This is a genomic window from Shewanella sp. M16 (assembly GCF_018224605.1).
Classification (GTDB): domain Bacteria; phylum Pseudomonadota; class Gammaproteobacteria; order Enterobacterales; family Shewanellaceae; genus Shewanella; species Shewanella oncorhynchi.
Genome location: NZ_JAGTUL010000009.1, coordinates 94,342 through 114,869 on the forward strand (window position 1 = coordinate 94,342; position 20,528 = coordinate 114,869).

20 protein-coding genes are annotated in these 20,528 nt (G+C 45.4%); 13 read left to right on the forward strand and 7 right to left on the reverse strand.

The genetic code is table 11. The features are described from left to right. Positions 1-50 precede the first annotated feature (50 nt). On the forward strand, positions 51-1,688 hold the full coding sequence (gene groL, locus KFE26_RS08175) for a chaperonin GroEL (protein ID WP_011847850.1): 1,638 nt from the start codon (positions 51-53) through the stop codon (positions 1,686-1,688). Between the two features lie 592 nt (positions 1,689-2,280). Here the strand turns inward: groL and KFE26_RS08180 are convergent. Both KFE26_RS08180 and KFE26_RS08185 read right to left on the reverse strand, forming a co-directional pair. Next, positions 2,281-3,348, reverse strand: coding sequence for a UvrD-helicase domain-containing protein (locus KFE26_RS08180; RefSeq protein WP_212600121.1), 1,068 nt, complete (start codon positions 3,346-3,348; stop codon positions 2,281-2,283). After that, positions 3,341-4,945 carry an ATP-dependent endonuclease gene (locus KFE26_RS08185; RefSeq protein WP_212600122.1) on the reverse strand — a complete coding sequence of 535 codons (1,605 nt, stop codon included), beginning with the start codon at positions 4,943-4,945 and terminating at the stop codon, positions 3,341-3,343. The genes KFE26_RS08180 and KFE26_RS08185 overlap by 8 nt, the downstream gene beginning before the upstream one ends. A gap of 922 nt (positions 4,946-5,867) precedes the next feature. Between KFE26_RS08185 and KFE26_RS08190 the strand changes: the two genes are divergently transcribed. Both KFE26_RS08190 and KFE26_RS08195 read left to right on the forward strand, forming a co-directional pair. Further along, on the forward strand, positions 5,868-6,443 hold the full coding sequence (locus KFE26_RS08190) for a hypothetical protein (RefSeq protein ID WP_212600123.1): 576 nt from the start codon (positions 5,868-5,870) through the stop codon (positions 6,441-6,443). Positions 6,444-6,589: 146 nt separating this feature from the next. Beyond that, the gene (locus tag KFE26_RS08195) at positions 6,590-6,976 is read left to right on the forward strand and encodes a carboxymuconolactone decarboxylase family protein (protein WP_212600124.1); all 387 of its coding nucleotides are present in this window, start codon (positions 6,590-6,592) and stop codon (positions 6,974-6,976) included. Between the two features lie 159 nt (positions 6,977-7,135). On the opposite strand, the gene KFE26_RS08200 is transcribed toward KFE26_RS08195, so the two are convergent. Then, a complete protein-coding gene (locus KFE26_RS08200) occupies positions 7,136-7,387 on the reverse strand; it encodes a DUF2999 family protein (protein WP_006083102.1) in 252 nt (83 codons plus the stop codon). A gap of 327 nt (positions 7,388-7,714) precedes the next feature. On the opposite strand from KFE26_RS08200, the gene KFE26_RS08205 reads away from it, so the two are divergent. From KFE26_RS08205 to KFE26_RS08215, 3 genes are all read left to right on the forward strand, one after another. Then, positions 7,715-9,229, forward strand: coding sequence for an ATP-binding cassette domain-containing protein (locus KFE26_RS08205; RefSeq protein WP_212600125.1), 1,515 nt, complete (start codon positions 7,715-7,717; stop codon positions 9,227-9,229). A gap of 530 nt (positions 9,230-9,759) precedes the next feature. Continuing rightward, complete coding sequence (locus tag KFE26_RS08210; RefSeq protein ID WP_212600126.1) at positions 9,760-10,056, forward strand: DUF134 domain-containing protein; 297 nt, start codon at positions 9,760-9,762, stop codon at positions 10,054-10,056. Next, positions 10,053-10,568 (forward strand): NifB/NifX family molybdenum-iron cluster-binding protein, encoded by a 516-nt coding sequence (locus tag KFE26_RS08215; RefSeq protein WP_212600127.1) that lies wholly within the window; start codon positions 10,053-10,055, stop codon positions 10,566-10,568. Before KFE26_RS08210 ends, KFE26_RS08215 begins: the two co-directional genes overlap by 4 nt. 19 nt (positions 10,569-10,587) lie before the next feature. Here KFE26_RS08215 and KFE26_RS08220 read toward each other — a convergent pair whose 3' ends face one another. The 3 genes from KFE26_RS08220 to KFE26_RS08230 form a co-directional block, all read right to left on the reverse strand. Next, positions 10,588-10,932, reverse strand: a complete 345-nt coding sequence (locus KFE26_RS08220) for a co-chaperone YbbN (RefSeq protein WP_212600128.1) — start codon at positions 10,930-10,932, stop codon at positions 10,588-10,590. 34 nt (positions 10,933-10,966) lie between these two features. Beyond that, positions 10,967-11,143, reverse strand: coding sequence for a hypothetical protein (locus KFE26_RS08225; RefSeq protein ID WP_212600129.1), 177 nt, complete (start codon positions 11,141-11,143; stop codon positions 10,967-10,969). 111 nt (positions 11,144-11,254) lie between these two features. Then, a complete protein-coding gene (locus KFE26_RS08230) occupies positions 11,255-11,881 on the reverse strand; it encodes an excalibur calcium-binding domain-containing protein (RefSeq protein WP_212600130.1) in 627 nt (208 codons plus the stop codon). A 411-nt stretch (positions 11,882-12,292) separates the two neighbouring features. On the opposite strand from KFE26_RS08230, the gene KFE26_RS08235 reads away from it, so the two are divergent. Further along, positions 12,293-12,679: a PadR family transcriptional regulator gene (locus KFE26_RS08235; protein ID WP_105251375.1), complete on the forward strand. Its 387-nt coding sequence runs from the start codon at positions 12,293-12,295 to the stop codon at positions 12,677-12,679. A 1-nt stretch (position 12,680) separates the two neighbouring features. Next, positions 12,681-13,643 (forward strand): hypothetical protein, encoded by a 963-nt coding sequence (locus KFE26_RS08240; protein WP_212600131.1) that lies wholly within the window; start codon positions 12,681-12,683, stop codon positions 13,641-13,643. Positions 13,644-13,790: 147 nt separating this feature from the next. Here the strand turns inward: KFE26_RS08240 and KFE26_RS08245 are convergent, their stop codons facing one another. Beyond that, positions 13,791-14,606 carry a hypothetical protein gene (locus KFE26_RS08245; protein ID WP_212600132.1) on the reverse strand — a complete coding sequence of 272 codons (816 nt, stop codon included), beginning with the start codon at positions 14,604-14,606 and terminating at the stop codon, positions 13,791-13,793. Positions 14,607-14,933: 327 nt separating this feature from the next. On the opposite strand from KFE26_RS08245, the gene KFE26_RS08250 reads away from it, so the two are divergent. The 5 genes from KFE26_RS08250 to KFE26_RS08270 all read left to right on the forward strand — a co-directional run bounded on the left by KFE26_RS08250 (position 14,934) and on the right by KFE26_RS08270 (position 20,508). Then, positions 14,934-16,991, forward strand: coding sequence for a TonB-dependent receptor (locus tag KFE26_RS08250; RefSeq protein ID WP_409437982.1), 2,058 nt, complete (start codon positions 14,934-14,936; stop codon positions 16,989-16,991). 271 nt (positions 16,992-17,262) lie between these two features. Beyond that, the gene (locus tag KFE26_RS08255; protein ID WP_212600134.1) at positions 17,263-18,105 is read left to right on the forward strand and encodes an AraC family transcriptional regulator; all 843 of its coding nucleotides are present in this window, start codon (positions 17,263-17,265) and stop codon (positions 18,103-18,105) included. Positions 18,106-18,239: 134 nt separating this feature from the next. Continuing rightward, positions 18,240-18,953, forward strand: a complete 714-nt coding sequence (locus KFE26_RS08260; protein WP_028759343.1) for a LysE family translocator — start codon at positions 18,240-18,242, stop codon at positions 18,951-18,953. 97 nt (positions 18,954-19,050) lie between these two features. Continuing rightward, the gene (locus KFE26_RS08265; RefSeq protein ID WP_212600135.1) at positions 19,051-19,881 is read left to right on the forward strand and encodes a hypothetical protein; all 831 of its coding nucleotides are present in this window, start codon (positions 19,051-19,053) and stop codon (positions 19,879-19,881) included. 105 nt (positions 19,882-19,986) lie between these two features. Beyond that, complete coding sequence (locus KFE26_RS08270; protein WP_212600136.1) at positions 19,987-20,508, forward strand: hypothetical protein; 522 nt, start codon at positions 19,987-19,989, stop codon at positions 20,506-20,508. Positions 20,509-20,528: the final 20 nt, after the last annotated feature.

The window sequence follows — 20,528 nt, forward strand, 5'->3', positions numbered from 1 at the left end:
CATCAATTCGACATTCCAATTAATCATTAAAAATTTAAAGGATAATCAAGATGGCAGCTAAAGAAGTTGTATTTGGTAATGACGCTCGCGTAAGAATGCTGGCTGGCGTAAACATTCTCGCAAACGCAGTTAAAGTGACCTTAGGCCCTAAAGGCCGTAACGTGGTATTAGACAAGAGCTTCGGCTCACCACTGATCACTAAAGACGGTGTTTCTGTTGCCAAAGAAATCGAGTTAGAAGACAAATTCGAAAACATGGGCGCGCAAATGGTGAAAGAAGTTGCTTCTAAAGCCAACGACGCCGCCGGTGATGGTACTACTACTGCAACTGTACTGGCTCAAGCCATTGTAGTTGAAGGCTTAAAAGCCGTTGCAGCCGGTATGAACCCAATGGATCTGAAGCGCGGTATCGACAAAGCCGTTATCGCTGCAGTTGCTGAATTAAAAGCCTTATCACAACCTTGTGCAGATTCAAAAGCGATTGCACAAGTTGCGACTATCTCTGCAAACTCTGACGAATCTATCGGCGAAATTATCGCAACTGCGATGGAAAAAGTCGGCAAAGAAGGCGTGATCACAGTTGAAGAAGGCCAAGCGTTAGAAAACGAATTGGACGTAGTAGAAGGTATGCAGTTTGACCGTGGCTACCTATCTCCATACTTCATCAACAAGCCAGAAACTGGCAGCGTTGAATTAGATCACCCATTCGTACTGTTAGTAGATAAGAAAATCTCTAACATTCGCGAACTGTTACCTATCCTTGAAGGTCTGGCAAAAACCGGTAAGCCATTGCTTATCGTTGCTGAAGACGTTGAAGGCGAAGCATTAGCAACGCTAGTTGTGAACAATATGCGCGGTATTGTGAAAGTGGCTGCCGTTAAAGCACCTGGCTTTGGCGATCGTCGTAAGGCAATGCTGCAAGACGTAGCAATCCTGACTGGCGGTACTGTTATTGCTGAAGAAATCGGCCTAGAGCTTGAAAAAGCAACGTTGGAAGATTTAGGTACAGCTAAGCGTGTTGTGATCACTAAAGACAACACCACCATCATCGATGGTAACGGCGAGCAAACACAAATTGCTGCTCGTGTAAGCCAAATCAAACAACAAGTTGAAGAGTCAACCTCAGACTACGACAAAGAAAAACTGCAAGAGCGTATGGCTAAACTAGCTGGCGGCGTAGCAGTGATTAAAGTTGGCGCAGCGACTGAAGTTGAAATGAAAGAGAAAAAAGCCCGCGTTGAAGATGCACTGCATGCAACTCGCGCTGCGGTAGAAGAAGGCGTGGTTCCTGGCGGCGGTGTTGCTCTGGTTCGCGTAGCTTCTAAGATCGCTGAAGTTGAAGTATTAAACGAAGACCAAAAACACGGTGTGGTTATCGCACTGCGTGCAATGGAAGCGCCACTACGTCAAATCGCCACTAACGCGGGTGAAGAAGCGTCAGTTGTTGCTAACACAGTGAAGAACGGCAGCGGTAACTTCGGTTATAACGCCGGTAATGACACTTACGGTGATATGTTAGAAATGGGTATCCTTGACCCAACTAAAGTGACCCGTTGTGCATTGCAATTCGCTGCGTCAATCGCAGGTCTGATGATCACTACAGAAGCTATGGTTGCTGAGATCCCACAAAATGCTAGCCAAGATATGGGCGGTATGGGTGGGATGGGCGGAATGGGCGGCATGATGTAATTTTTGCTGGTCTAAAACGTTGATTACGGCGTTGCTGCTCGCTCACATACACACAACGTATGCTACGCTCACAGCGCCTTGTACTGAACGTTTTATCCTGCGCAAAAACATCTGCGGTCTTTAGCTTAATCGCTTAAACCTAAATTTTTGTAAAAAATGAAAACCCCGACTCGGGTAACTGAGTCGGGGTTTGTTTTTTGGCGCTGTCGCGCCAGAGTGATTGGTTATCTCTTTTGAATTTTGTACTGCGGTTTAGATTGATTTTGGATTGGCTAATCCAAGCAGAAATAAGAGTTAAATCAAAGTCGTGGGGCTTCACCCCACACCCGACCAAGGAGGACTGCTCGTCCTATCCTCCTTGGATGCTCCATGACGCCCTAACGGAGTTGAAAGCCCCTTGGGCATTTAGCGTCCTTATGCTATCGCGTCAGACGCTCGTCCCTGATTCGACTGACGCTATCTCGGCATCCATGCCTCGCTCACGCAACGAACGCAAATGCCCTACGGCAACTCCTAGGGGAGGGTGAACTTCTGTGATTTGAGTGCCTGCTGTTACACCCAAAAGAGTTATGCCGGCCATATTTTTGTGAATTCAAGGAGTCCAATATTGAAGTGTAGACTGTCCAGGTTGGTCTAAAATGATTGCAACACTTTGCTTTGCTCGAGTTACTGCAACATAGAAAGTTGATGCTGCCGTTGATTCCAAAGGCGCCCCGCTCTTAATGAAATTTTCTATATTTTTAGTGGGAGCAACTAGTACCCTCTCAAAAGTAGCCCCTTTAACTAATTTGAAATTCAGGAATGGAAGCTGCAAATCTTTGGCCGAACTTTTACTATTTCTCAAACATTGCGGGCTGTATTGAGACATATACTCGTTAACATGCTCCGAGCGCACTAAAAACACGCCGTCATGTCCAGTTTCGTTGCGGTTTTCTGAAATGGTCTCGGGAAATCGCCAGCTTGCATCAAAAATACTGTCCGAAAATGAAGCAATTTCTTGCCTGCATCGGTATGTAGTTGTTGCGTAGAATATATTCAAACATTTTTCAGCTTCTCGCTTAAGGAACCACTCTAAAGATGCGGCGTAACTAAACTTCTTGTTTTTTTGTCCACGAGGATTCGTGGATAAGACGGATTGACGTACATCACCAACCAAATGCACTTCAATTTTTGAATGCAGAAGCATTTCTAGGATCTCCCAGTCATAGCTTGCAAGATCCTGAACTTCATCGATTAATATTTCATCGTAGATGCATTCAAGCCTGTGCACTAATGCTGGAGTGGCTTGCATCAACTCAAAAGCCAATCTGCCTAGTTCACAGCCGAAAATTTTATTATCGGCAGTCATGAATCTACTTTTGCCTTTGGCGTACCTGCTAGGGCGCCCGTCAAAATCGAAACCTTTAACTCTTTCTCCGGGGAACTTCATATTTAGAAATGGCTTGGCAAAATGCCTGAGTAGAAATGTGTACCACCCCATTACTTCTATTCCAGAGGCGTGTCCAGCCTGAAGGGCTAATCTTGCTTTCACTTCTTGTTGGTTCGTTTGAGTGAATGTTAGCAATGCAACTTTTCTATTTGAAGACAAGGCGTTGCAGTGATCAACTAACCCTTGAGTTTTTCGGCCTCCAGCGACTGCTAAAGTTAGAATGTTAGGCATTCTGTATAAACTCCGCGGCAGCAAGCATATACGGTGGTGGAGTCAAAGGCTTCTTTGATTCAGCTAGCCTTATTGCTCCTTCAGTTTTTTCTCTGGTCATCCAAGTTTCTAAATCAGCTCTCGGGGTGATTTCTAATATCTTCCTTAAGTGTTCCTCTCCATTTGCCTTGATCAATTGAGGTTCTAGAGTATGTCCATCAACAACTGCACCAATAAAAAGTGCTCTTGTCTTGTCGTCTAGCCATTGTTTAAGTGGCTCTTTTAGATCTTTTGGCTCAATTCCATCGTTATCTCGCATCACAGCGACTGGCTTGTTGATTGTTTGGCATAGTTCCAAACATCTTGCGAGTGCTAGTCCTCGCATACTGACGACATCAATTCCTGACTCCATTGGATCTTTTCCGAAGCGATCTCTAAACACTCGTTCAAAAATTATCTCATCGGAAGGCCCCTCTACTAGCACCACTTTCTTGGCGAGAACTAGGCGTAAGGTGTCGTATCCCGGTAACCTTTGAAAATAACGGACAGTTTCAGATGACAGGTCTGTAATCCTTGACGCATGATTGCGGCTAAGTAGGTGCAAGGAGTCTAGACCAAGTCGGTTCAGCACGTAGGTGCTGTGAGTAGAGATAAATAGCTGCTGTTCTTTTGTTGCTAGCGATTCAATACGGTCTAATAAAATCCTTAAACTTGTATGGGAAAGATGATTTTCGGGTTCTTCGATCATGATGATCTTTGCTTTGGATGCATGCTGCTTCATAGCTAGAGAGATTTTAATCGCGGCTTGCTGACCTAGCCCTGCCATTGCAAATGGCACGCGATCCACATGAGGAGTGATAGTACTTTCCCAAGATGTTCTTGAGGTTTGATCCATTGCTAAGGCCATTGGTTCGGCTTGTAATGCTGCCCCTAGCTCGGCTATGCGTTTGTTGATTGGAGCAAGAGCCCCCTCGGTCATTGATGCTTTGATTTTGCGGAATTCTTGCGCTATCACTGCTTTTTCTGGGGCTTCGAGGTGATCACTTAGAATTTGCCTCAAATGGTAGTCCACGCCAGAAGCAGACCTAACGGTTTTGGAATCAATTATCGCTACAGAAAGTACTCTTGGGCGCTTCACCAATTCTTGGTCAGCAAACGATCGCCACTCGCATGTGTAGTATTCCACTGGCATTAGTTCGTTGGGGCTCTTCAACCATTCGTCCAGCATGTCTTGATATTCATCATTTGGGAAAATCCTTAGAAATACTCCTGGACAGACATCCGTAGGTACACTGGTGTTTACCGCTCCACACAACATCTGAAGTTCGGCATCATTACGTAAGTACAGCTCAATTAGTATTTCGGGGAAGGAGGGCTTTTTGCCAAAACTCAGTGCGTTGAGAAATTCGTCCACTAAGTCAGTGTTGAACCAATGTGGATTTAGTTCTTCAAGTACAGCTCGGCCGCTTATTCGGCCGTTAAGTGCTAATGAAATCGCTTCCATCAGTGTTGATTTACCAGCATCGTTGTCACCGATCAGGATGTTCTTCCCTTGGTGTGGCTTGATAATGAAGTCCTTGTATACCCTATAACCACGAATACGTATTTTTGTGATCATGATTAAAGCCCCTGATTTTATTTGAGTTTGATTGAGATAAGTTACAGGTTTTTATCATGCGTAGGTAGAGTAGAATTTAAGTTTAACAAGCCCTCCATTGCTAAATTTCTAAATAATTTAACGAGCCATCCATTGTTAAATTTGCAGAGTGTATGCTTGCAAAAAGGCATACAGATAACTGGATAGTTGGTTGGATTAAGCATTGGCATGTAAGTGACCGTTGACGGCATGGATGCCGTCGTCGAGCCCTCATGGATGAGTTTATGGCGTGTCACTGGAATGACAGTGCTTAATAATCAGCTTCCGCTGTTAAGCAGCAAACGAGCAGCAAAAGAATTTAACGAGCCATCCATTGTTAAATTTGCAGAGCGTATGCTTGTAAAAAAGGCATACCGATAACTGGAGAGTTGGTTGGATTAAGCATTGACATGTAAGTGACCGTTGACGGCATGGCCGCTCTTTCACATCCATGTGATCGCGGCATTTGCACTTCTGTATGTAGCAGATGCCGTCGTCGAGCCCTCATGGATACTTCTTGTGAAATAAAAGGGTGGCGTGTCACTGGAATGACAGTGCTTAATCATCAGCTTCCGCTGTTAAGCCGCAAACGAGCAGTAAAATAGTCTGCCAACCTTTGAAAGATCGAAAGCGAGGACAGACACATTTCTTTCTGAGTTATTTACAAGAAAAATATAGGTATCTTTGAGTATTCCAAGCTTCTATCACTTGGCCGTAGGGTTATATAAAAATGGCAGTCTTACGTGTGATAGATTGGAGACTATCCTAATGATAAATTGGTTGAATACTAATATATTGGCAGACATTTAAGCTGAACAAAAATAGTGGGTTAAGCTCTTTTTCTCAATTACAATGCACTATTTTCATTCGCCAAATGCGGCATTAAACGAGCAGGAAACCCAGTATGAATATCCCAATGATTACCGCGCTTCAGAGTGCTATTACCGAAGCGCTAGAGAGTATACCAACCGCTGAGGCGGAGCAGATTTATGCATTGTCTTTCTATATCAACAACGAATATGACGATCCCCGTCTACCTACGCTGACAGTCGGCTATAACACAGTCGACGAGTGGCATGCTTCGATTCCAAAGGCTTCTAGCTCTGACGAAGCAAAATGGAACTATGCCTTCTGGCTTCAAAACGAACTCCTCGTCTTTGGGGATTCTGACTCTCAGACTGCGGATATCTTAGCTCGCTGGGTGGCCGATCTCGGTCTCGGGTACAGTGATGCGGAGGAAGATGTCGATTTTGATCGCTGCCTTGAGCTCGGTCAGGAGATAACCGAGCAATTTGTTGCCGCAGTATGCGTTGTCGCTTCTACACTCCATTCCAACTTAACCGTTAGTCGCGTTTTCGGTCGTTCGGTACCCATCATAGTTCACGAGCTCGAGTACTATAACGAGATCGCAGATCAGACAGAGGCCTGTAACCCTCCCAGACTCGCCGAAGAGTTCGTTTCTTGGGTGCGCTCAATCTAACGTTAGTTATCAGTTATAGGTGGTAAGGATATAGGGCAGATTGGTTGGCGGCGGTTCAATAAGCCTAATTACAGAGCTTAATCACATAGCTTAATTACAGAGCTTAATCACATAGCTTAATCACATAAGAAAAAAAGGATGTATCGATGAACGAAGAGCAATACGAGAAGGGGCTTGAGGTGCGTCGTGCTGTGATGGGCGATAGCTATGTGGATAAGGCGCTCAATAGTGCGACAGATTTTACCCAGCCGCTGCAAGATTTAGTTACGGCCAATTGCTGGGGTGAGGTTTGGGTGCGTGATGCCATTTCAAGGCAAACGCGCAGTTTGATTACCATAGCGACGCTGGCGGCATTAAAGGCGCCGACTGAGTTAAAGGGCCATGTGCGGGGCGCGCTAAACAATGGCTGCTCAGTTGAAGAGATCCAAGAAGTCTTACTGCATTGCACCGTTTACTGCGGTATGCCTGCAGGGATTGAAGCTTTTCGAGCGGCGAAAGAGGCGATTGATGAGTGGCAGGCGCAAAACAGTTAGTTCACTTGGTACTGATCATTTTGAGCGTCAATGGCTTTGAGGTTTAGTTGCTGTGAGATTTAGTTACTTTGAGGTTTAGTGTTTTTAACATTCGCTAGGGGAGCTGATTTACGCGCATTCCCCTAGCGCATGATGGCTACAAACTTGAACAGTCTGCGCTTATTTTTGTAGCTGGGCTTTTGCGGCTTCTACTTTTGAGAAATCCAAACCGAGTTCAAGCACGGCTTCTTTGATCAAGGCTGGTTTCTGCATCACTAGCCCCAGCAGTTGTTGTAATTTTTCGGCTGGGATGCCTAATTGACCGAGCGTGCCCATCGCCATTAATGGATTTTCGGTTAATGTTTGAAACAGTTCTTGAATTTTAGCGTCACTGACGTTGTGTTCTTTTAAGATGGCAATAATGGGATTCATTGCATTACCTTGTTGATATGAAAGTTAAACAGGTGCCGATTTTATCACAGTTCTGCCAGAGTGGTTGCCTCACACATGCGTACCCGTTGGATGTTGCCACGCTTTGCCTATGCCATTAAGCGCATTAGATTTTATTCCCAATAAGCTTTACTCTGGTGACGTATTCCCCAAAATCTGCCGATAAAACCTGAGCGACAGTCGTGCATCGTGAGCCGTTGCATTGGATATTATGGCTCTAAGATATTATGGCCTTAGATATCATGTAGCAATGCGATTGGGTAATCGCTGGCTTTTATCATCCCTTAAAAATAGAAAGGAACTGTGGTTATGCTTGATGTTGTCGCGAACCAAGACAAAAGTATTGTGGTTAAACAGTTGCGATACGGGCGTGATAATGAGGTGTTAGTCGTCGATGAGTGGCAACTGAACCCTACTGAACATTGGGCGATTTTCGCGACCGACAGCTATTGTGGTTCCTTGCTTGGGCGAATATTAACGGGTGATATTCTGCCCGATGAAGGGACGATTGCTGGCTTGCCGCAACGTATCGGTTGGGTGTCACTTGGGTTGCAACAAGCATTGCTGGAGCGCGAGTTAGAAAAAGACGAACTGGATTACGGTTCGAGTGTCGAATCCTTAGTGTTGGAATGCTGCCAAGATGCCAAGCAACTCCCAGCATTATTACAAAAGGTTGGGCTTGAGCCTCTGCGTCGGCGCGGTTTTCGGCAATTATCCACGGGCGAAACGCGCAGAGTCATGCTGGCACGTGCACTGGCAATGTTACCGCAATTGCTGATTTTAGATGACCCTTACGCTGGGCTCGATGCTGAACATCAGGCGAGTTTATCTGAGCTGCTGAGTGAAGTGGCCGAGCATAGCCAGTTGCTGATCATTACCTCACGCCAAGAAGAATTGCCGCCGTGCATCAGTCATGTAGCGCTGTTTAATGGCGAGATGCTCAAATCGGGGCAGAGTGTGCACAAACTCAGCCCGTCGATGTCGATTGAGCAATGGCACAATCATCCTGTGATGGCACAGTTGAATGCGTTATCGGCGCAACGTAGCGATGAACTCTTGGCCTTGATGGAGCGGCAAAGGCACAACGCCGAGGCGTTTGATCCTCTGGTCGAGATTAAAAATGGCAAAGTGGAATATGTCAGTGGGCTGATTTTTAGCGGCGTGAATTGGCGCATCGAGGCGGGGCAACATTGGCAAGTTCGCGGCCCAAATGGCTGTGGTAAAAGCACTTTGCTGGGGCTGATTTTAGGCGACCATCCCCAATGCTATAGCAATGACATCACGCTCTTTGGCCGACCTCGCGGAAGCGGCGAGAGTATATGGCAGATTAAACAACGGATTGGCATAGTATCGTCGGCGCTACACTTGCAATATCGCGTCAGTTGCTCGGCATTAGATGTGCTGCTTTCGGGCTTTTTTGACTCTATTGGCCTGTACCATAAACCCACTAAACCTCAGCTGGATTTGGCGAAGGAATGGTTGGCTATTTTGCACATGACAGGGCTGGCGAGCACGAGCTTTAAGAAGCTCGATTATGGTCAGCAGCGGTTATTGCTGATAGGTCGTGCCTTGATTAAACAGCCACTGTTACTGATTTTAGATGAGCCGTATCAGGGCTTAGATTTTATCAATCGCACCTTAGTGATGCGGGCGCTGGAGATGATAGCCGAGCATCATCTGAGCCAATTGCTGTACGTGTCGCACCATAGGGAAGATGCCTTACCTGCGATTAAAAACTTTGTCGATTTTATCAAGCAAGATGACGGCTATTCGGTACAGGTGAACTACTGTGAGTCTGAGGATTTAACCCGTTTAAATCAGTAAATGCCACCTATCGCAACAGCTTAACGGCTGCTTATTTGTTTGCAGAGTTTGTCATTATCTCTCGGCACCCTAATGCAGGTTAAGATTGACCTTACTGGGCGCTAGCCATTGAGTGTGTTAGTCACGCTTAATGGCAATATACCTGTGGCGCGAAAGATTTTCGTATTCCAGTGAAAACTGAGATGTACCACATATCGATAATGAGGGTATCGCCCTAGTGTTTAATCCCCCATTCGCCAGACAGCAGTTCTGTTAATTAGTCATGCTTGATATAGGTAACTGTGAGCCGTCTTACAGTTTTGAATGTCGTTGGCGCGAATAATAGTTTCTGGCCTAGGCCAGAAACTCGTGACAGTTTTATGGTTCATCTACTGAACTTATTCATTGAGTCAGTTATCACGCTTGAGAATCCAGAGCTATGGATTCCCCTAGCTAGATGAGCCGAGTGTCGTGCGCTGTAAACAAGATGTGCACCAAGACCTAAAACACGATTTCAAGACATATAAGACGACTTAAAGATAAATACATATATGCCAAGACCTAAAAAATGCCGTCAATTATCGAGCTGTGTGCCCTGTAGCCTATTTAAGCCTAATGGGATCCCTGCGGTTAAATTAACTCATATTCAATTAGAGGCCGATGAGTTTGAGGCCCTCGAACTGGGTGACGTTAAAAGATTAAGCCAGATCGATGCCGCTGCCTTGATGGGGATCTCTCGGCAAACCTTTGGATACCTTCTCGCCAATGCCCGTAAAAAGGTGGCGACGGCTATCACTCAAGGTCAAGCCTTGAGGTTGCCAACCCAAACAGACAAGGATTTATCATGATTATTGCCATGCCGATGAGCCGCGAACGCCTCGCCAGTCACTTTACTAAAGCCCTACAAATTGGCTTTTATAATGAACAGTTTCAGCTGATTAAGCTGGTCGATAACCCGGCAATTGAGGGTGACTGTAGTGCTAAAAAAGCCTTATTAGAGCTGATTATTCAACAAGGTACCGACATTGTACTTGTGCAGAATATCGGTGAGCGCATGTTAGGAAAGTTGCTAGATGCGGGGATTAGTGTGAGCAAAGGCAGTGCGAGTCAAACAGTGGTGACTTTACTTGCACAAACGGCTGATCTTAATCTTAGATTGACGGATGCATCCCAAGGCCGCGCTTCACTCAAACATGCAGCCAAGGGCGGATGTTGCCACTCTACAGGTGACGGCTGCGGTTGCAGTGGTAAAGCTAAAGCAGCACCTAGATCAACACGTCTTATGGGCATGCCCGCAGCACAGGTTAAGCTTGATCAGTCAGTGCATTACGCTGGGTTTAGACCCTTGGTAAACAAATAATCTCACTGTCTAATTTGGATTATTCCGTCACGATTAAACCATAGGGGCGGGCAAGCGCCCCTCGAATATCCGCTAACGAAAATACCTTGGAAAACCGTCCAAAGGTTTTGCCATAAAACACACATTCCACTACAGGTAAGGCAAATACATTGCGGCTCGCCGCTATCTCACCTTGGGCTTGGCAATCAATATAGGCCATCCGTATCTGCGGGAACTCTTGCGCCAACATCTCAGCAATTCTCGGTTTGAGCGTTTGGCACACACCGCAGTCCGGCGCGCCAAATAACAACAGCACCGCAGCATGCTCGGTTAACAAGGACTCCAGCATCTCAGGTGAATCCATTTCGATGATATCAGTGTGCATGCGTTACCATTTGGAAGTTGTGATAGGTATGAATTCATGGGCTAGTTTGCGTATTTCTAGGGTTAAAGCCAGCCATTTTTACCACGCTACTACCGATAAATTGACCAAGGTAGAATAAGCCAAGCATGAGAAGCCCGATACTGGCAGCAATCACTCCGATTTGCTGTATGCCTGTCAGGCTATCTCGCCATTGTTTTAGATTATTTATCATTTCACTACTAGTGACCTGCTACCTGCTACCTGCTACCTGCTACCTGCTACCTGCTACCTGCTACCTGCTCAGGCTTAAGGTTACCCGCGTGACTTTACATATGTCGCATCGCTAACTGCACCACTGGCGCTCGCAGGGAATGCCATCACCGTTACCATCCATTTGAGTATTGGGGCAATTTTGGATATAGAAAGTCGCCTCAGCACAGGAACTCATATGGCTGCAATGGGTTTTACCCGCTTCACATTGGAATCTTGGTGTTGCAGTTTCATACATGGGCATTGGCTGAGTGTCTTCATTCGTGAGGACTGGTACTTCATCGATTGCTGGAGCTTCATTGAATTCTTGGTATTGTTTAAAGCCAAAGATAACTATGGCCACGATTATTAGCAGCGGGATTATCGTATTAAAAGAGGATTTTCGTGGGCTATGGTAATGCGCTTTGTTTTTGTTATTGAAGTTTTCATTGCGTGATTGGATATGAGAGTGGGAGCGTGTTGTTGCACTCGCTGCAACGACTGCGACGCCTTCAATCGAGGCGATAACCGCTTTTCTTTTGCCGTCATTTTGCACTTCCGTTTGAAACAGAATGCTGTCGCCCACTATGGGTTTTCTCGCCATCTTTTTCAGCACTGAAATGTGAATAAACACATCTTGGGCTGCGTTTTTTTCAGGCTGAATAAAGCCAAATCCCTTTTCATCGTTCCAGCGTACCAGTACGCCTCTATCCATGAGCATTTTCTATGTCCTTAATTTAACGGCTTAATATTTTTAGTTATTGAATATCAATACTTACTTGAGTCGTGCCTATTTATCTCTTTTAAGGAGCAAACCGTACTTAGGTTGACGAGTCAGCGATTCAATGTTGGCAGCTAAGTTACTCAAGCATAGGAAGTTTTGCAATTTTTTATCTTGAATTTGCTTATGTGTGACTCATTCGCTTTGAGTGTATGGCGGTGGGGAAATGTGAGCACTTAGCAGAAACGGTTGGCATTTTTGTAAATTCAATACAAACAATAGATTGCATTAATAATAAACAAAGTGATCAAAAAATGTGCATGAAAACTTGCAATTTTACTGTGTGCTACATAGTATTTGCTGTGTGGCGCACAGTGTGTGTGACACAGTGTTAAGGATAGGAATTCGACAATGACAAGTTCACAGCTAGTCAAAATGCGACTCGAGTTGCGCCGTGGGGTATTAGTGTTGGCGGTACTGGGATTATTAAAACAAGCCCACTACGGTTATTCGCTCCGCAAACAGTTGCAGGAAGGCGGTATCGATATTGACGAAGGGACTCTGTATCCCTTAGTGCGCCGCCTAGCCGATCAAGGATTGTTGGATAGTGAGTGGCGACAGGCCGAAGGGCGTGAGCGTCGTTATTACCAATTGTCATCATTGGGGGCTGAGTTGCTCAGTCAACTGACCGATGAATGGCAGCAACTTAATGGCGCCTTGGCTTTTTTACTGGAGCAAAGCGCTGACACTAATGGCTCAGATATGAAAAGCTCAGACGAGAGTGCAGAGGAGATTTGATATGGAATTAGTCGATCGCTATATCGCCGCGGTGCAGCGAGAATTGCCCGAGAACAAACGTCAGGAAATTGGCCGTGAATTAAAAGCCAATATCTGCGACCAATTGGATGCCCTATCTGAACAAGGTGAATTGACTGAAGCGCAAATTGTCGCGGTATTAAAGCAAATGGGGCATCCATGTAAGGTCGCGCAGCAATTTGTTCCGGCAGTTCCTATTATTGCCTCTGAGGATATTCCGCTTTTTAAACATACACTTTTCACTGTGCTTGGGGTCTTGTTTGTGCTGCAGGTTGTGGGCGGCACGACTCAATGGTTGGGCTCGGCAGGGGGGGATCTATTAGGATTTATCCACCATATTGCTAAAGGTTTTATTGGCGATGCCTGTCTTGCCTTTACCGCTATCCTGTTGGCCTTTTGGAGTTTCTCGGCTCAGGGGAAACCCCTATCTGGCAGCAATTGCCAAAAATGGCAGCCGCAGAATTTGCCTAAGGTTGGGCCCGGTTGGCAGCATATTAGTTTAAGCGATGTGTTTACCGATCTGGCGACATATCTTTTTCTCTTACTTGTGATCTGGTGTTCTGTGTGGATGAGTAGCGAGCAATTAGCCGCGCGGACTGTGATTTTCAGCGTCAATGCTCAGCAATTACTGCAATGGTTTAGCCCTATTATTTTGCTGTCTATGGCGAATAGTCTCTGGCAACTACGCCGCCGAGTGTGGACTACTGAATTGTTACTGGCGAATATGGGGATCAATCTTGCTTATGCCTCGTTCTTAGTCTTTCTGGCCTTTAGTTCGCCACTATTACAAAGCCAAGTACAAAACCAAGGAGCTGAATTAAATGGGGAATTTACGTTATTACAGTTAGAACATTGGCTAAGTTATACTCTAGTGATTGCCGCTATGTTCCCTGGCTATGAGGTGATCCGCGATGGGTTGCGTTGGCGTAAACTCGCAAGCAAATAAGTAAGGTTTAACCTAGGTTTTGTAGGTGAGTTTTATTCACTTTTTCATCGAATACATGGCCTGTTCAGTATGATTGAACAGGCTTTTTACATTAGTGCCATCTTCTGTGGGGAAAAGTAAGCCACGACTTTTACATTCGATGCTGATTTATTCTGGGGTATCGCCATGATTCATTTCATTATTAAGCGATTTTTGGGCCTGTTGTTTGTAGGTGTCAAATATACCTTCTTGCTTCATCTGTTTTAGCTCCCGAGCAAGATTAACGGCGAGTGCCGCGTGACGTTTATTTAAGTAACCATAGCTGGTGAGTTCTTCTAGGGTGGCAATCGCGATTATTTTGCTGCCTTGAAACTCAGGCGTTTGTAATAGATCCAATGAGCTTGCCTCCGTATCAATATAGATATCGATTCGGTCGCGGAGCATTTTACGAAAGGAGCTCGCAGGGGACGAAGATTCAGTCAGACGCTCCTTAGGAATGAGTCCCTTTAGCTTTTGTTCTGCGAGGAACACGCCTCGATAGTATTCGATCTTGTATCGACTCTTTTGTAGTGCTTGCCAGTTAGGTATTTTGATTTCGGGATTGTGCGCGAAGGCAATTAAATGGGTATCGATAACGGGTTCTTCAATTCGAATGAGGTTAGTAAACTTTTCGCCATAACGAGATACACGCCCCGGCTCACCATCCACTTTACCTGAGTCCGCCATCATACTGGCGCGGGCTGCGGGAACCACTTGATAGGAGAAGTCATATCCTAAGCGTTCAAAGGCTTGGGCGTAAATCAGTTCAGCCCATTTAAAGTAGAAGTTATGTTTGGGGTCCTCATAAAACGCCATCGTAATGATAGGTTTATCAGCAATCATTACTGTGGTTTCTGTTGTTGATTTGCTGGTTGCATGAACCGAGACACAAAAGAAAAGGCCTACCCACACACTCCAAATGTGCATATTGCTCCATCGTTGCATAGCGTGTCTCTCAAAGTGTTGAGTTATTTAGAGTATAGCTAGCCTGATAAATGGGTTCATTTTTATTCAAGCAAGATTATTTTATTTCCATGATTTCGCACTAACACACGGTTGAAATGTGATCTGCTGGCGGACATTTTGTCCTTTTGGGTTTAAAAATGTGCGATACGGCACATAGAAATGATATTTGCCTGTATTTTGCTGGTTTTTTATTCATCAGAGTTTGAGCTTGATCGGTTTTTTGCTTGTAAATATGGCGTTAAATCCCTGCCGTCTATCACCTGTAGTAGGAAAGAAAGGATGAAATCGGGACTGGGATTATCAGGAATGCGGTTATCAAAGCTTTGGTTATCAATGACGTGGTTATTACCTCTTTGTTGTTTATCGAGTACCGTAGTGGCAGAGGCGGCAACGGACAATATTGAACGCCTAGAGGTGCGCGGTAGGCAAATTAATACCTTAGGCCATAGTACTTCGGCATCTGAGGGAATAGTCGGCGCGGCAGAAATCGAGAGTCGACCCCTATTACGAACCGGCGAAATCCTCGAATTTGTTCCTGGGATGATAGTCACTCAGCACAGTGGTTCGGGTAAAGCGAATCAGTATTTCTTACGCGGCTTTAATTTGGATCATGGCACAGACTTTAATACTCGAGTCGATGGTATGCCTGTGAATATGCGAACCCATGGGCATGGTCAGGGTTATACGGATCTTAACTTTTTGATCCCTGAACTTATAGGCGAGATCCGGTATGCCAAAGGCGCTTATTATCCTGAGGTGGCCGATTTTTCTGGCGCGGGTGCTGCACAATTACTGCTGGCTGATCAACTCCCCCATAACCAAGTTGGGGTGACGTTGGGTGAATATGGCTACCAGCGACTCGTGGCGACTCAGGAGCTAAACACTGACATGGGTCGTTTTATTTGGGGTGGTGAGGCACAAACCTATGATGGCCCGTGGACGGATATTGATGAGGATGTGAGTAAGATCAGTGTCGTCGGGCGTTATTTAACTCGGCTCGGCGAGGGTGACTTGAGCGTCACTATGATGGCCTACGACAACAGCTGGAATTCGGCGGATCAGATCCCCGCCCGTGCGGTGGATTCTGGATTAATTGATTTTTATGGATCTTTAGATAAAGACGTCGGCGGTGAATCTAACCGTTATAGCGTTTCAGCTAATTACGATGCAGGTGATTGGCAGGGAAATGTCTACGCTATTCGCTCGACTATGAATTTATTCTCTAATTTTACCTATTTCTTAAACGATCCCATCAATGGTGATGAGTTTGAACAAGTCGATGAACGCATGATTTGGGGCGGCGATCTTAAGCGTGATTGGCAGACTTTACTTGGTGGCACTCAACTGAATTACAGTGTGGGCGGCGATGTGCGTTATGACGATATTGGCGCAGTGGGTTTGTATAACACTCAGTCGCGACAACGGCTGAATACGGTAAGGCTCGATGAAGTGCAAGAGTTGTCGAGTGGCATCTTTGGCAAAGTTGAGTGGCTGCCAGCTGATCAATGGCGTTTTAATCTTGGGCTGCGTTACGATTATTTTGATGTGCAGGTCGACAGTGATAATCCGCTTAACAGTGGCGATGCGTCCGATGGTATGTTCAGCCTCAAAGCCAGTGCTTCTTATTTGTGGAGCGATAATCTTGAGTTATATGTTAATGCAGGCCAAGGGCTACATTCGAACGATGCCCGCGGTGCGACGATTAAGGTTGATCCCGTGAGTGGCGATGAGGTCGAAAAAGTCGATCTACTTGTGCGCTCAAATGGCGGCGAATTTGGGGTGAAATACTATGACAGGGACTTTATTAATTTCTCTGCTGCGATCTGGTATCTGCAACTAGATTCAGAATTAGTATTTGTGGGCGATGCCGGTAACACTGAGCCGAGTCGTGCATCTGAACGTTATGGTGCTGAATTAACGGCTTATTATTGGTTGAATGAGGCAATCAGTATCGATATGGAATTAGCGTGGACTAACGCCAGATTTACTGAACATGAATTTGAAGAGGGCAAGTATATCGATGGCGCGGTTCCCTTTGTTGCCAGTGCGGGCATCACCTATCGACCCGACGGCGATGGCCTGTATTCGAGTGTACGCGTGCGGCACCTTGGTGAGCGGGTGCTCGACAGCTTTAATGACCACAAGGCTGATGCGACCACATTAGTTAACCTCGCATTAGGATACGAGTTCCGCCGCTTCGATACTAAGCTTGAGCTGCTCAATGTGTTTGATAGTAAAGATCACGACATAGATTACTTTTATGCCTCTCGTTTGCCCGGCGAAGCTGCCGAAGGCGTTGAAGATCAGCATTATCATCCTGTTGAGCCACGAATGGTGAGAGTCAGCGTGAGTTATCATTTCTAGTGATATTCATCTGTTAAGGCGATATCGAAGGTTATTACGTATGTCGCCGAGCAAAAATGTATCTCATTAAGCGTCCAGATAGTTGGGCGCTTTTTTCTGCTGCACTCATTTAAGCGCTAATTTAAGCACTAATCTAAGCCCAAATCGCTTCAAACGATGTGGCTGCAATAATTTACTATTCCCGCGCTGACAATGGAGGCTAGAATGAGGGCGAGTCGATCTGAGTTTCCCCCTGTTTTACAGCTGATGCTATAGGTAATCGCCGCGAGTTATGAGTACTGCAACACCCATTGAAAACATTAATTATTGGCGTCATCCTAGCTTATCAGGCATAGAACTGAGTCAGGCGGAATTTACGCATTTCAGTTTTGATAAACATGTGCATCTGGATTACCACTTAGGCGTAGTCACTCAAGGCGCGCAGCAGTTTGTGAATAAGGGCAGCAGTTATCAGCTTGGTCAGCATAGTTTATCGACTTTAAATCCCGACGAAACCCACGATGGTCAGAGCCGCGATGCCGACGGTTATCGGGTGAAAGTGATGTCGATCCCCGTGGAATACATGAATGAAGTCAGCCAAGAACTGGGTTTGAAGGAGCACTTTTTCAGCGCGCCTATGGTGGATGACCCGACGCTTTATCAATATTTTATTCAACTACACGAGCTATTAATTCAAGGCCAATGCAGTGCGCTTGCGGGTGAGTCCCACTTACTGAATTTTATTCATCTGCTGCTGGAGCGTTACCCCAGCGGCGCTTCATCTTGCCTATCTAAACCAAATCAACCGCAGGGGTTATCTAAGTTGCAGGTGAGCTTAGTGAAACAGCGAATTCACGATGAGCCTTGGCATAATACTCAACTTGAAACCTTAGCCAATGAAGTGAATTTAAGTAAGTTTCAGTTTTTACGGCAATTTAAACAGGCGACAGGGATGACTCCCCATGCTTATCTCAAGCGTGTGCGTTTAGAGCTGGCGAAAAAGTCCTTAAGTCATGGCGCTTTAGTGGCAGATGTGGCGCAGCAGTTCGGATTTTTCGATCAAAGTCATTTAAACAAAGCTTTTAAGCAGGCATTCCTATTATCGCCAGTGCAATTTCAGCGGCGTATGCTCTAATTTCCCCGTCTTTCGACGCCGCTGGTTTTAAAAACACTGAATAGTGCAATTTATTACAATTCAGCGCTGCGACAAATTGCCATACTGGCTGCCTCAGTTATCGTTATTAACCTTTTTTGCGGAGCCGCATATCTATGGATTTATCTTTATTACTCACCTTGGCTGTAATCCATGCCGTTGCTTTAATCAGTCCCGGACCCGATTTTGCCATTATGGTGAAGATTGCGACTCAGCAGTCCAGAAGCACTGCGGTTGCCGCCGCTGTGGGGATTTCAATAGCCATTTTAGCTCATACGATTTTGAGTCTGACCGGTGTGAGTCTACTCATTAAGAGTTCGCACACTCTGTATCTCTTAGTGCAAATTGTGGGCGCTTCTTACCTCGCTTGGATGGGGTTTGGTGCCCTGCGTGCCGGTCTTGCGATACTCGCTAAACGTAAAATGAGTGCCAGAGTCCATGCAGGAACAAATGATGATGCTGTTATTAGCGCTGGTGACGTTGAAGGCGTGGCGTCTGTTGCTGGTGGCTTAGGTGGCGCTATGTCGCGCAGGCAAGGTTTTTTGACTGGGCTTTATACCAATCTATTGAATCCGAAAGCATTAGTGTTTTTCTTAACCTTGTTTTCGGCCTTGATTACCCCAAGTGTTACAACGAGTACTAAAATCGCTTCCGCTATTTTGTTGTTGTCTTTGTCATTGGCATGGTTTGGTTTTTTAGCGGTAATGTTGTCAAAGGCGCAGGTGCAACTTAAATTGCAGCGACTAACACCGGTTATCGATGCGGTTATTGGTGTTATCTTTATGTCGGTAGCCTTGGCGATTTACTCAAACCTATTATTAACCGCTTAGTCAGGCGCAGTGTAAATCACCTTAGGTTTTAGTCTGAGGCACTTATGGTATTCTTGGCTTTTAGTCTCAGCAGAGACATTTGGAGTAAGGGATAAAGATGCCATTCGCCTCACGACTCAAGGGAAGCAAATTAGCTGTTTTCAGCCAAGTTACACTGATGAATATCGCGTTTTCTGCGGCGTTAATATTCAGCGTTATGGGTTTAAGCATCAATGCAAACGCCGCTGATGAAGCCATGCCACAGGAATACATCCCTCTGGTACAGGGGCTTATCGACGCCGCCAAGGCCAATGATCTTGAGGCGATTGCTAAGCGTGTGGCTTACCCGCTTAAACGTGAATATCCGATCCCAGCGATTCAAAATACGCAGGAAATGATCGCACGTTTCGATCAGGTTTTTGATCCTAAGCTGCTTGAGCAGATCGCCCATTCTAAGATTGAAGCTGATTGGCAGACGATGGGCTGGCGCGGCATTATGCTCGGTAGTGGTGTTGTGTGGCTGGATTTTGATGGCAAGATCATCGCCATTAACTATCAAACACCGGTAGAGGCAAAACTGAAAGCTGAGCTTATTGCTAAGCAACAAACGGCATTACATCCGAGTGTGAGTGAGTTTGTCAGCCCAGCGTTATCTTGGGAGACCGCTAAGTTTACCATTCGTGTCGATGATATGGGGAACAGCCAATACCGCTATGCCGCATGGGCAAAGGGTAAGTCATTGAGCGACAAGCCAGATTTAGTGCTGAATAAAGGCAAACTCGTGTTTGATGGCAGTGGGGGGAACCATTCATACCAATTTCGCAGCGGCCCATACCAGTATTATTGTTATGTCACCATCTTAGGCGGCAGCGATAGTCCTCTAGGCGAGCTAGTGGTGTTTAAGAATGACCAAGAAATACTGACACAAGTCGTTATTAAAGCAGACTAGTCTAATGCAGTAAGTTTGCTCTCAGGCTGGTTGATCCAAGTTACAAAGTATCGATGGTGATTAAGTATCACGTAACACGTTAGAGCGATAACGAAAGGAAAAATCATGGAAGATGCTATTTCCAATGCGAGACAAAAAATAGATGAAGCTTTATTTTTCTTAACTTTAATGGATAAAGTTGAGTCTAATCGTGTATCTATTAATGGAGAGCGTGAGCCTATTCAAGAGTTTACCTATCTTTTAAGTGCATATCTTAATGCTTGTTATAGTTGTGGTGAGCATTTGAAGCGAGAGCAATGTTTGGTACAGAGAGTTCAAGAGTTTAGAAATCAACACCCTGATTTTTATAAGAGTGGCCCAATAGGTGCTTTGCGTACAACAGCGGTGCATTATAAACCTGTTATACCAGCGCATGATGGATACTGTCCTCCTCCAGAGGGTAAAATTATTCTTCGCTTTAGACCGTCAGACAAACTTTCCGATAAGAATAGAGTGAGACCTATAACCTTAGAATTTCCTAGAGGTTACTTTTACTTTACTAACGATGTTAAACAAAATGCTATATGGGATATTTGTAAGATCCATCTCGAAAAGTTAGAGGCTTTCGTTGATTCCTGTAAACAATAGGAAATTTTAAATGTACTTTG

Bases quoted from the DNA above. Each gene is read 5' to 3' on its own strand.
- KFE26_RS08225 (WP_212600129.1), bottom strand. From the start codon at position 11,143: ATGATAAATAATCTAAAACAATGGCGAGATAGCCTGACAGGCATACAG.
- KFE26_RS08210 (WP_212600126.1), top strand. From the start codon at position 9,760: ATGCCAAGACCTAAAAAATGCCGTCAATTATCGAGCTGTGTGCCCTGT.
- KFE26_RS08205 (WP_212600125.1), top strand. From the start codon at position 7,715: ATGCTTGATGTTGTCGCGAACCAAGACAAAAGTATTGTGGTTAAACAG.
- KFE26_RS08190 (WP_212600123.1), top strand. From the start codon at position 5,868: ATGAATATCCCAATGATTACCGCGCTTCAGAGTGCTATTACCGAAGCG.
- KFE26_RS08235 (WP_105251375.1), top strand. From the start codon at position 12,293: ATGACAAGTTCACAGCTAGTCAAAATGCGACTCGAGTTGCGCCGTGGG.
- KFE26_RS08265 (WP_212600135.1), top strand. From the start codon at position 19,051: ATGCCATTCGCCTCACGACTCAAGGGAAGCAAATTAGCTGTTTTCAGC.
- KFE26_RS08195 (WP_212600124.1), top strand. From the start codon at position 6,590: ATGAACGAAGAGCAATACGAGAAGGGGCTTGAGGTGCGTCGTGCTGTG.
- KFE26_RS08255 (WP_212600134.1), top strand. From the start codon at position 17,263: ATGAGTACTGCAACACCCATTGAAAACATTAATTATTGGCGTCATCCT.
- KFE26_RS08230 (WP_212600130.1), bottom strand. From the start codon at position 11,881: ATGCTCATGGATAGAGGCGTACTGGTACGCTGGAACGATGAAAAGGGA.
- KFE26_RS08220 (WP_212600128.1), bottom strand. From the start codon at position 10,932: ATGCACACTGATATCATCGAAATGGATTCACCTGAGATGCTGGAGTCC.
- KFE26_RS08245 (WP_212600132.1), bottom strand. From the start codon at position 14,606: ATGCAACGATGGAGCAATATGCACATTTGGAGTGTGTGGGTAGGCCTT.
- KFE26_RS08260 (WP_028759343.1), top strand. From the start codon at position 18,240: ATGGATTTATCTTTATTACTCACCTTGGCTGTAATCCATGCCGTTGCT.
- KFE26_RS08240 (WP_212600131.1), top strand. From the start codon at position 12,681: ATGGAATTAGTCGATCGCTATATCGCCGCGGTGCAGCGAGAATTGCCC.
- KFE26_RS08180 (WP_212600121.1), bottom strand. From the start codon at position 3,348: ATGCCTAACATTCTAACTTTAGCAGTCGCTGGAGGCCGAAAAACTCAA.
- KFE26_RS08270 (WP_212600136.1), top strand. From the start codon at position 19,987: ATGGAAGATGCTATTTCCAATGCGAGACAAAAAATAGATGAAGCTTTA.
- KFE26_RS08200 (WP_006083102.1), bottom strand. From the start codon at position 7,387: ATGAATCCCATTATTGCCATCTTAAAAGAACACAACGTCAGTGACGCT.
- KFE26_RS08215 (WP_212600127.1), top strand. From the start codon at position 10,053: ATGATTATTGCCATGCCGATGAGCCGCGAACGCCTCGCCAGTCACTTT.
- KFE26_RS08250 (WP_409437982.1), top strand. From the start codon at position 14,934: ATGCGGTTATCAAAGCTTTGGTTATCAATGACGTGGTTATTACCTCTT.
- groL (WP_011847850.1), top strand. From the start codon at position 51: ATGGCAGCTAAAGAAGTTGTATTTGGTAATGACGCTCGCGTAAGAATG.
- KFE26_RS08185 (WP_212600122.1), bottom strand. From the start codon at position 4,945: ATGATCACAAAAATACGTATTCGTGGTTATAGGGTATACAAGGACTTC.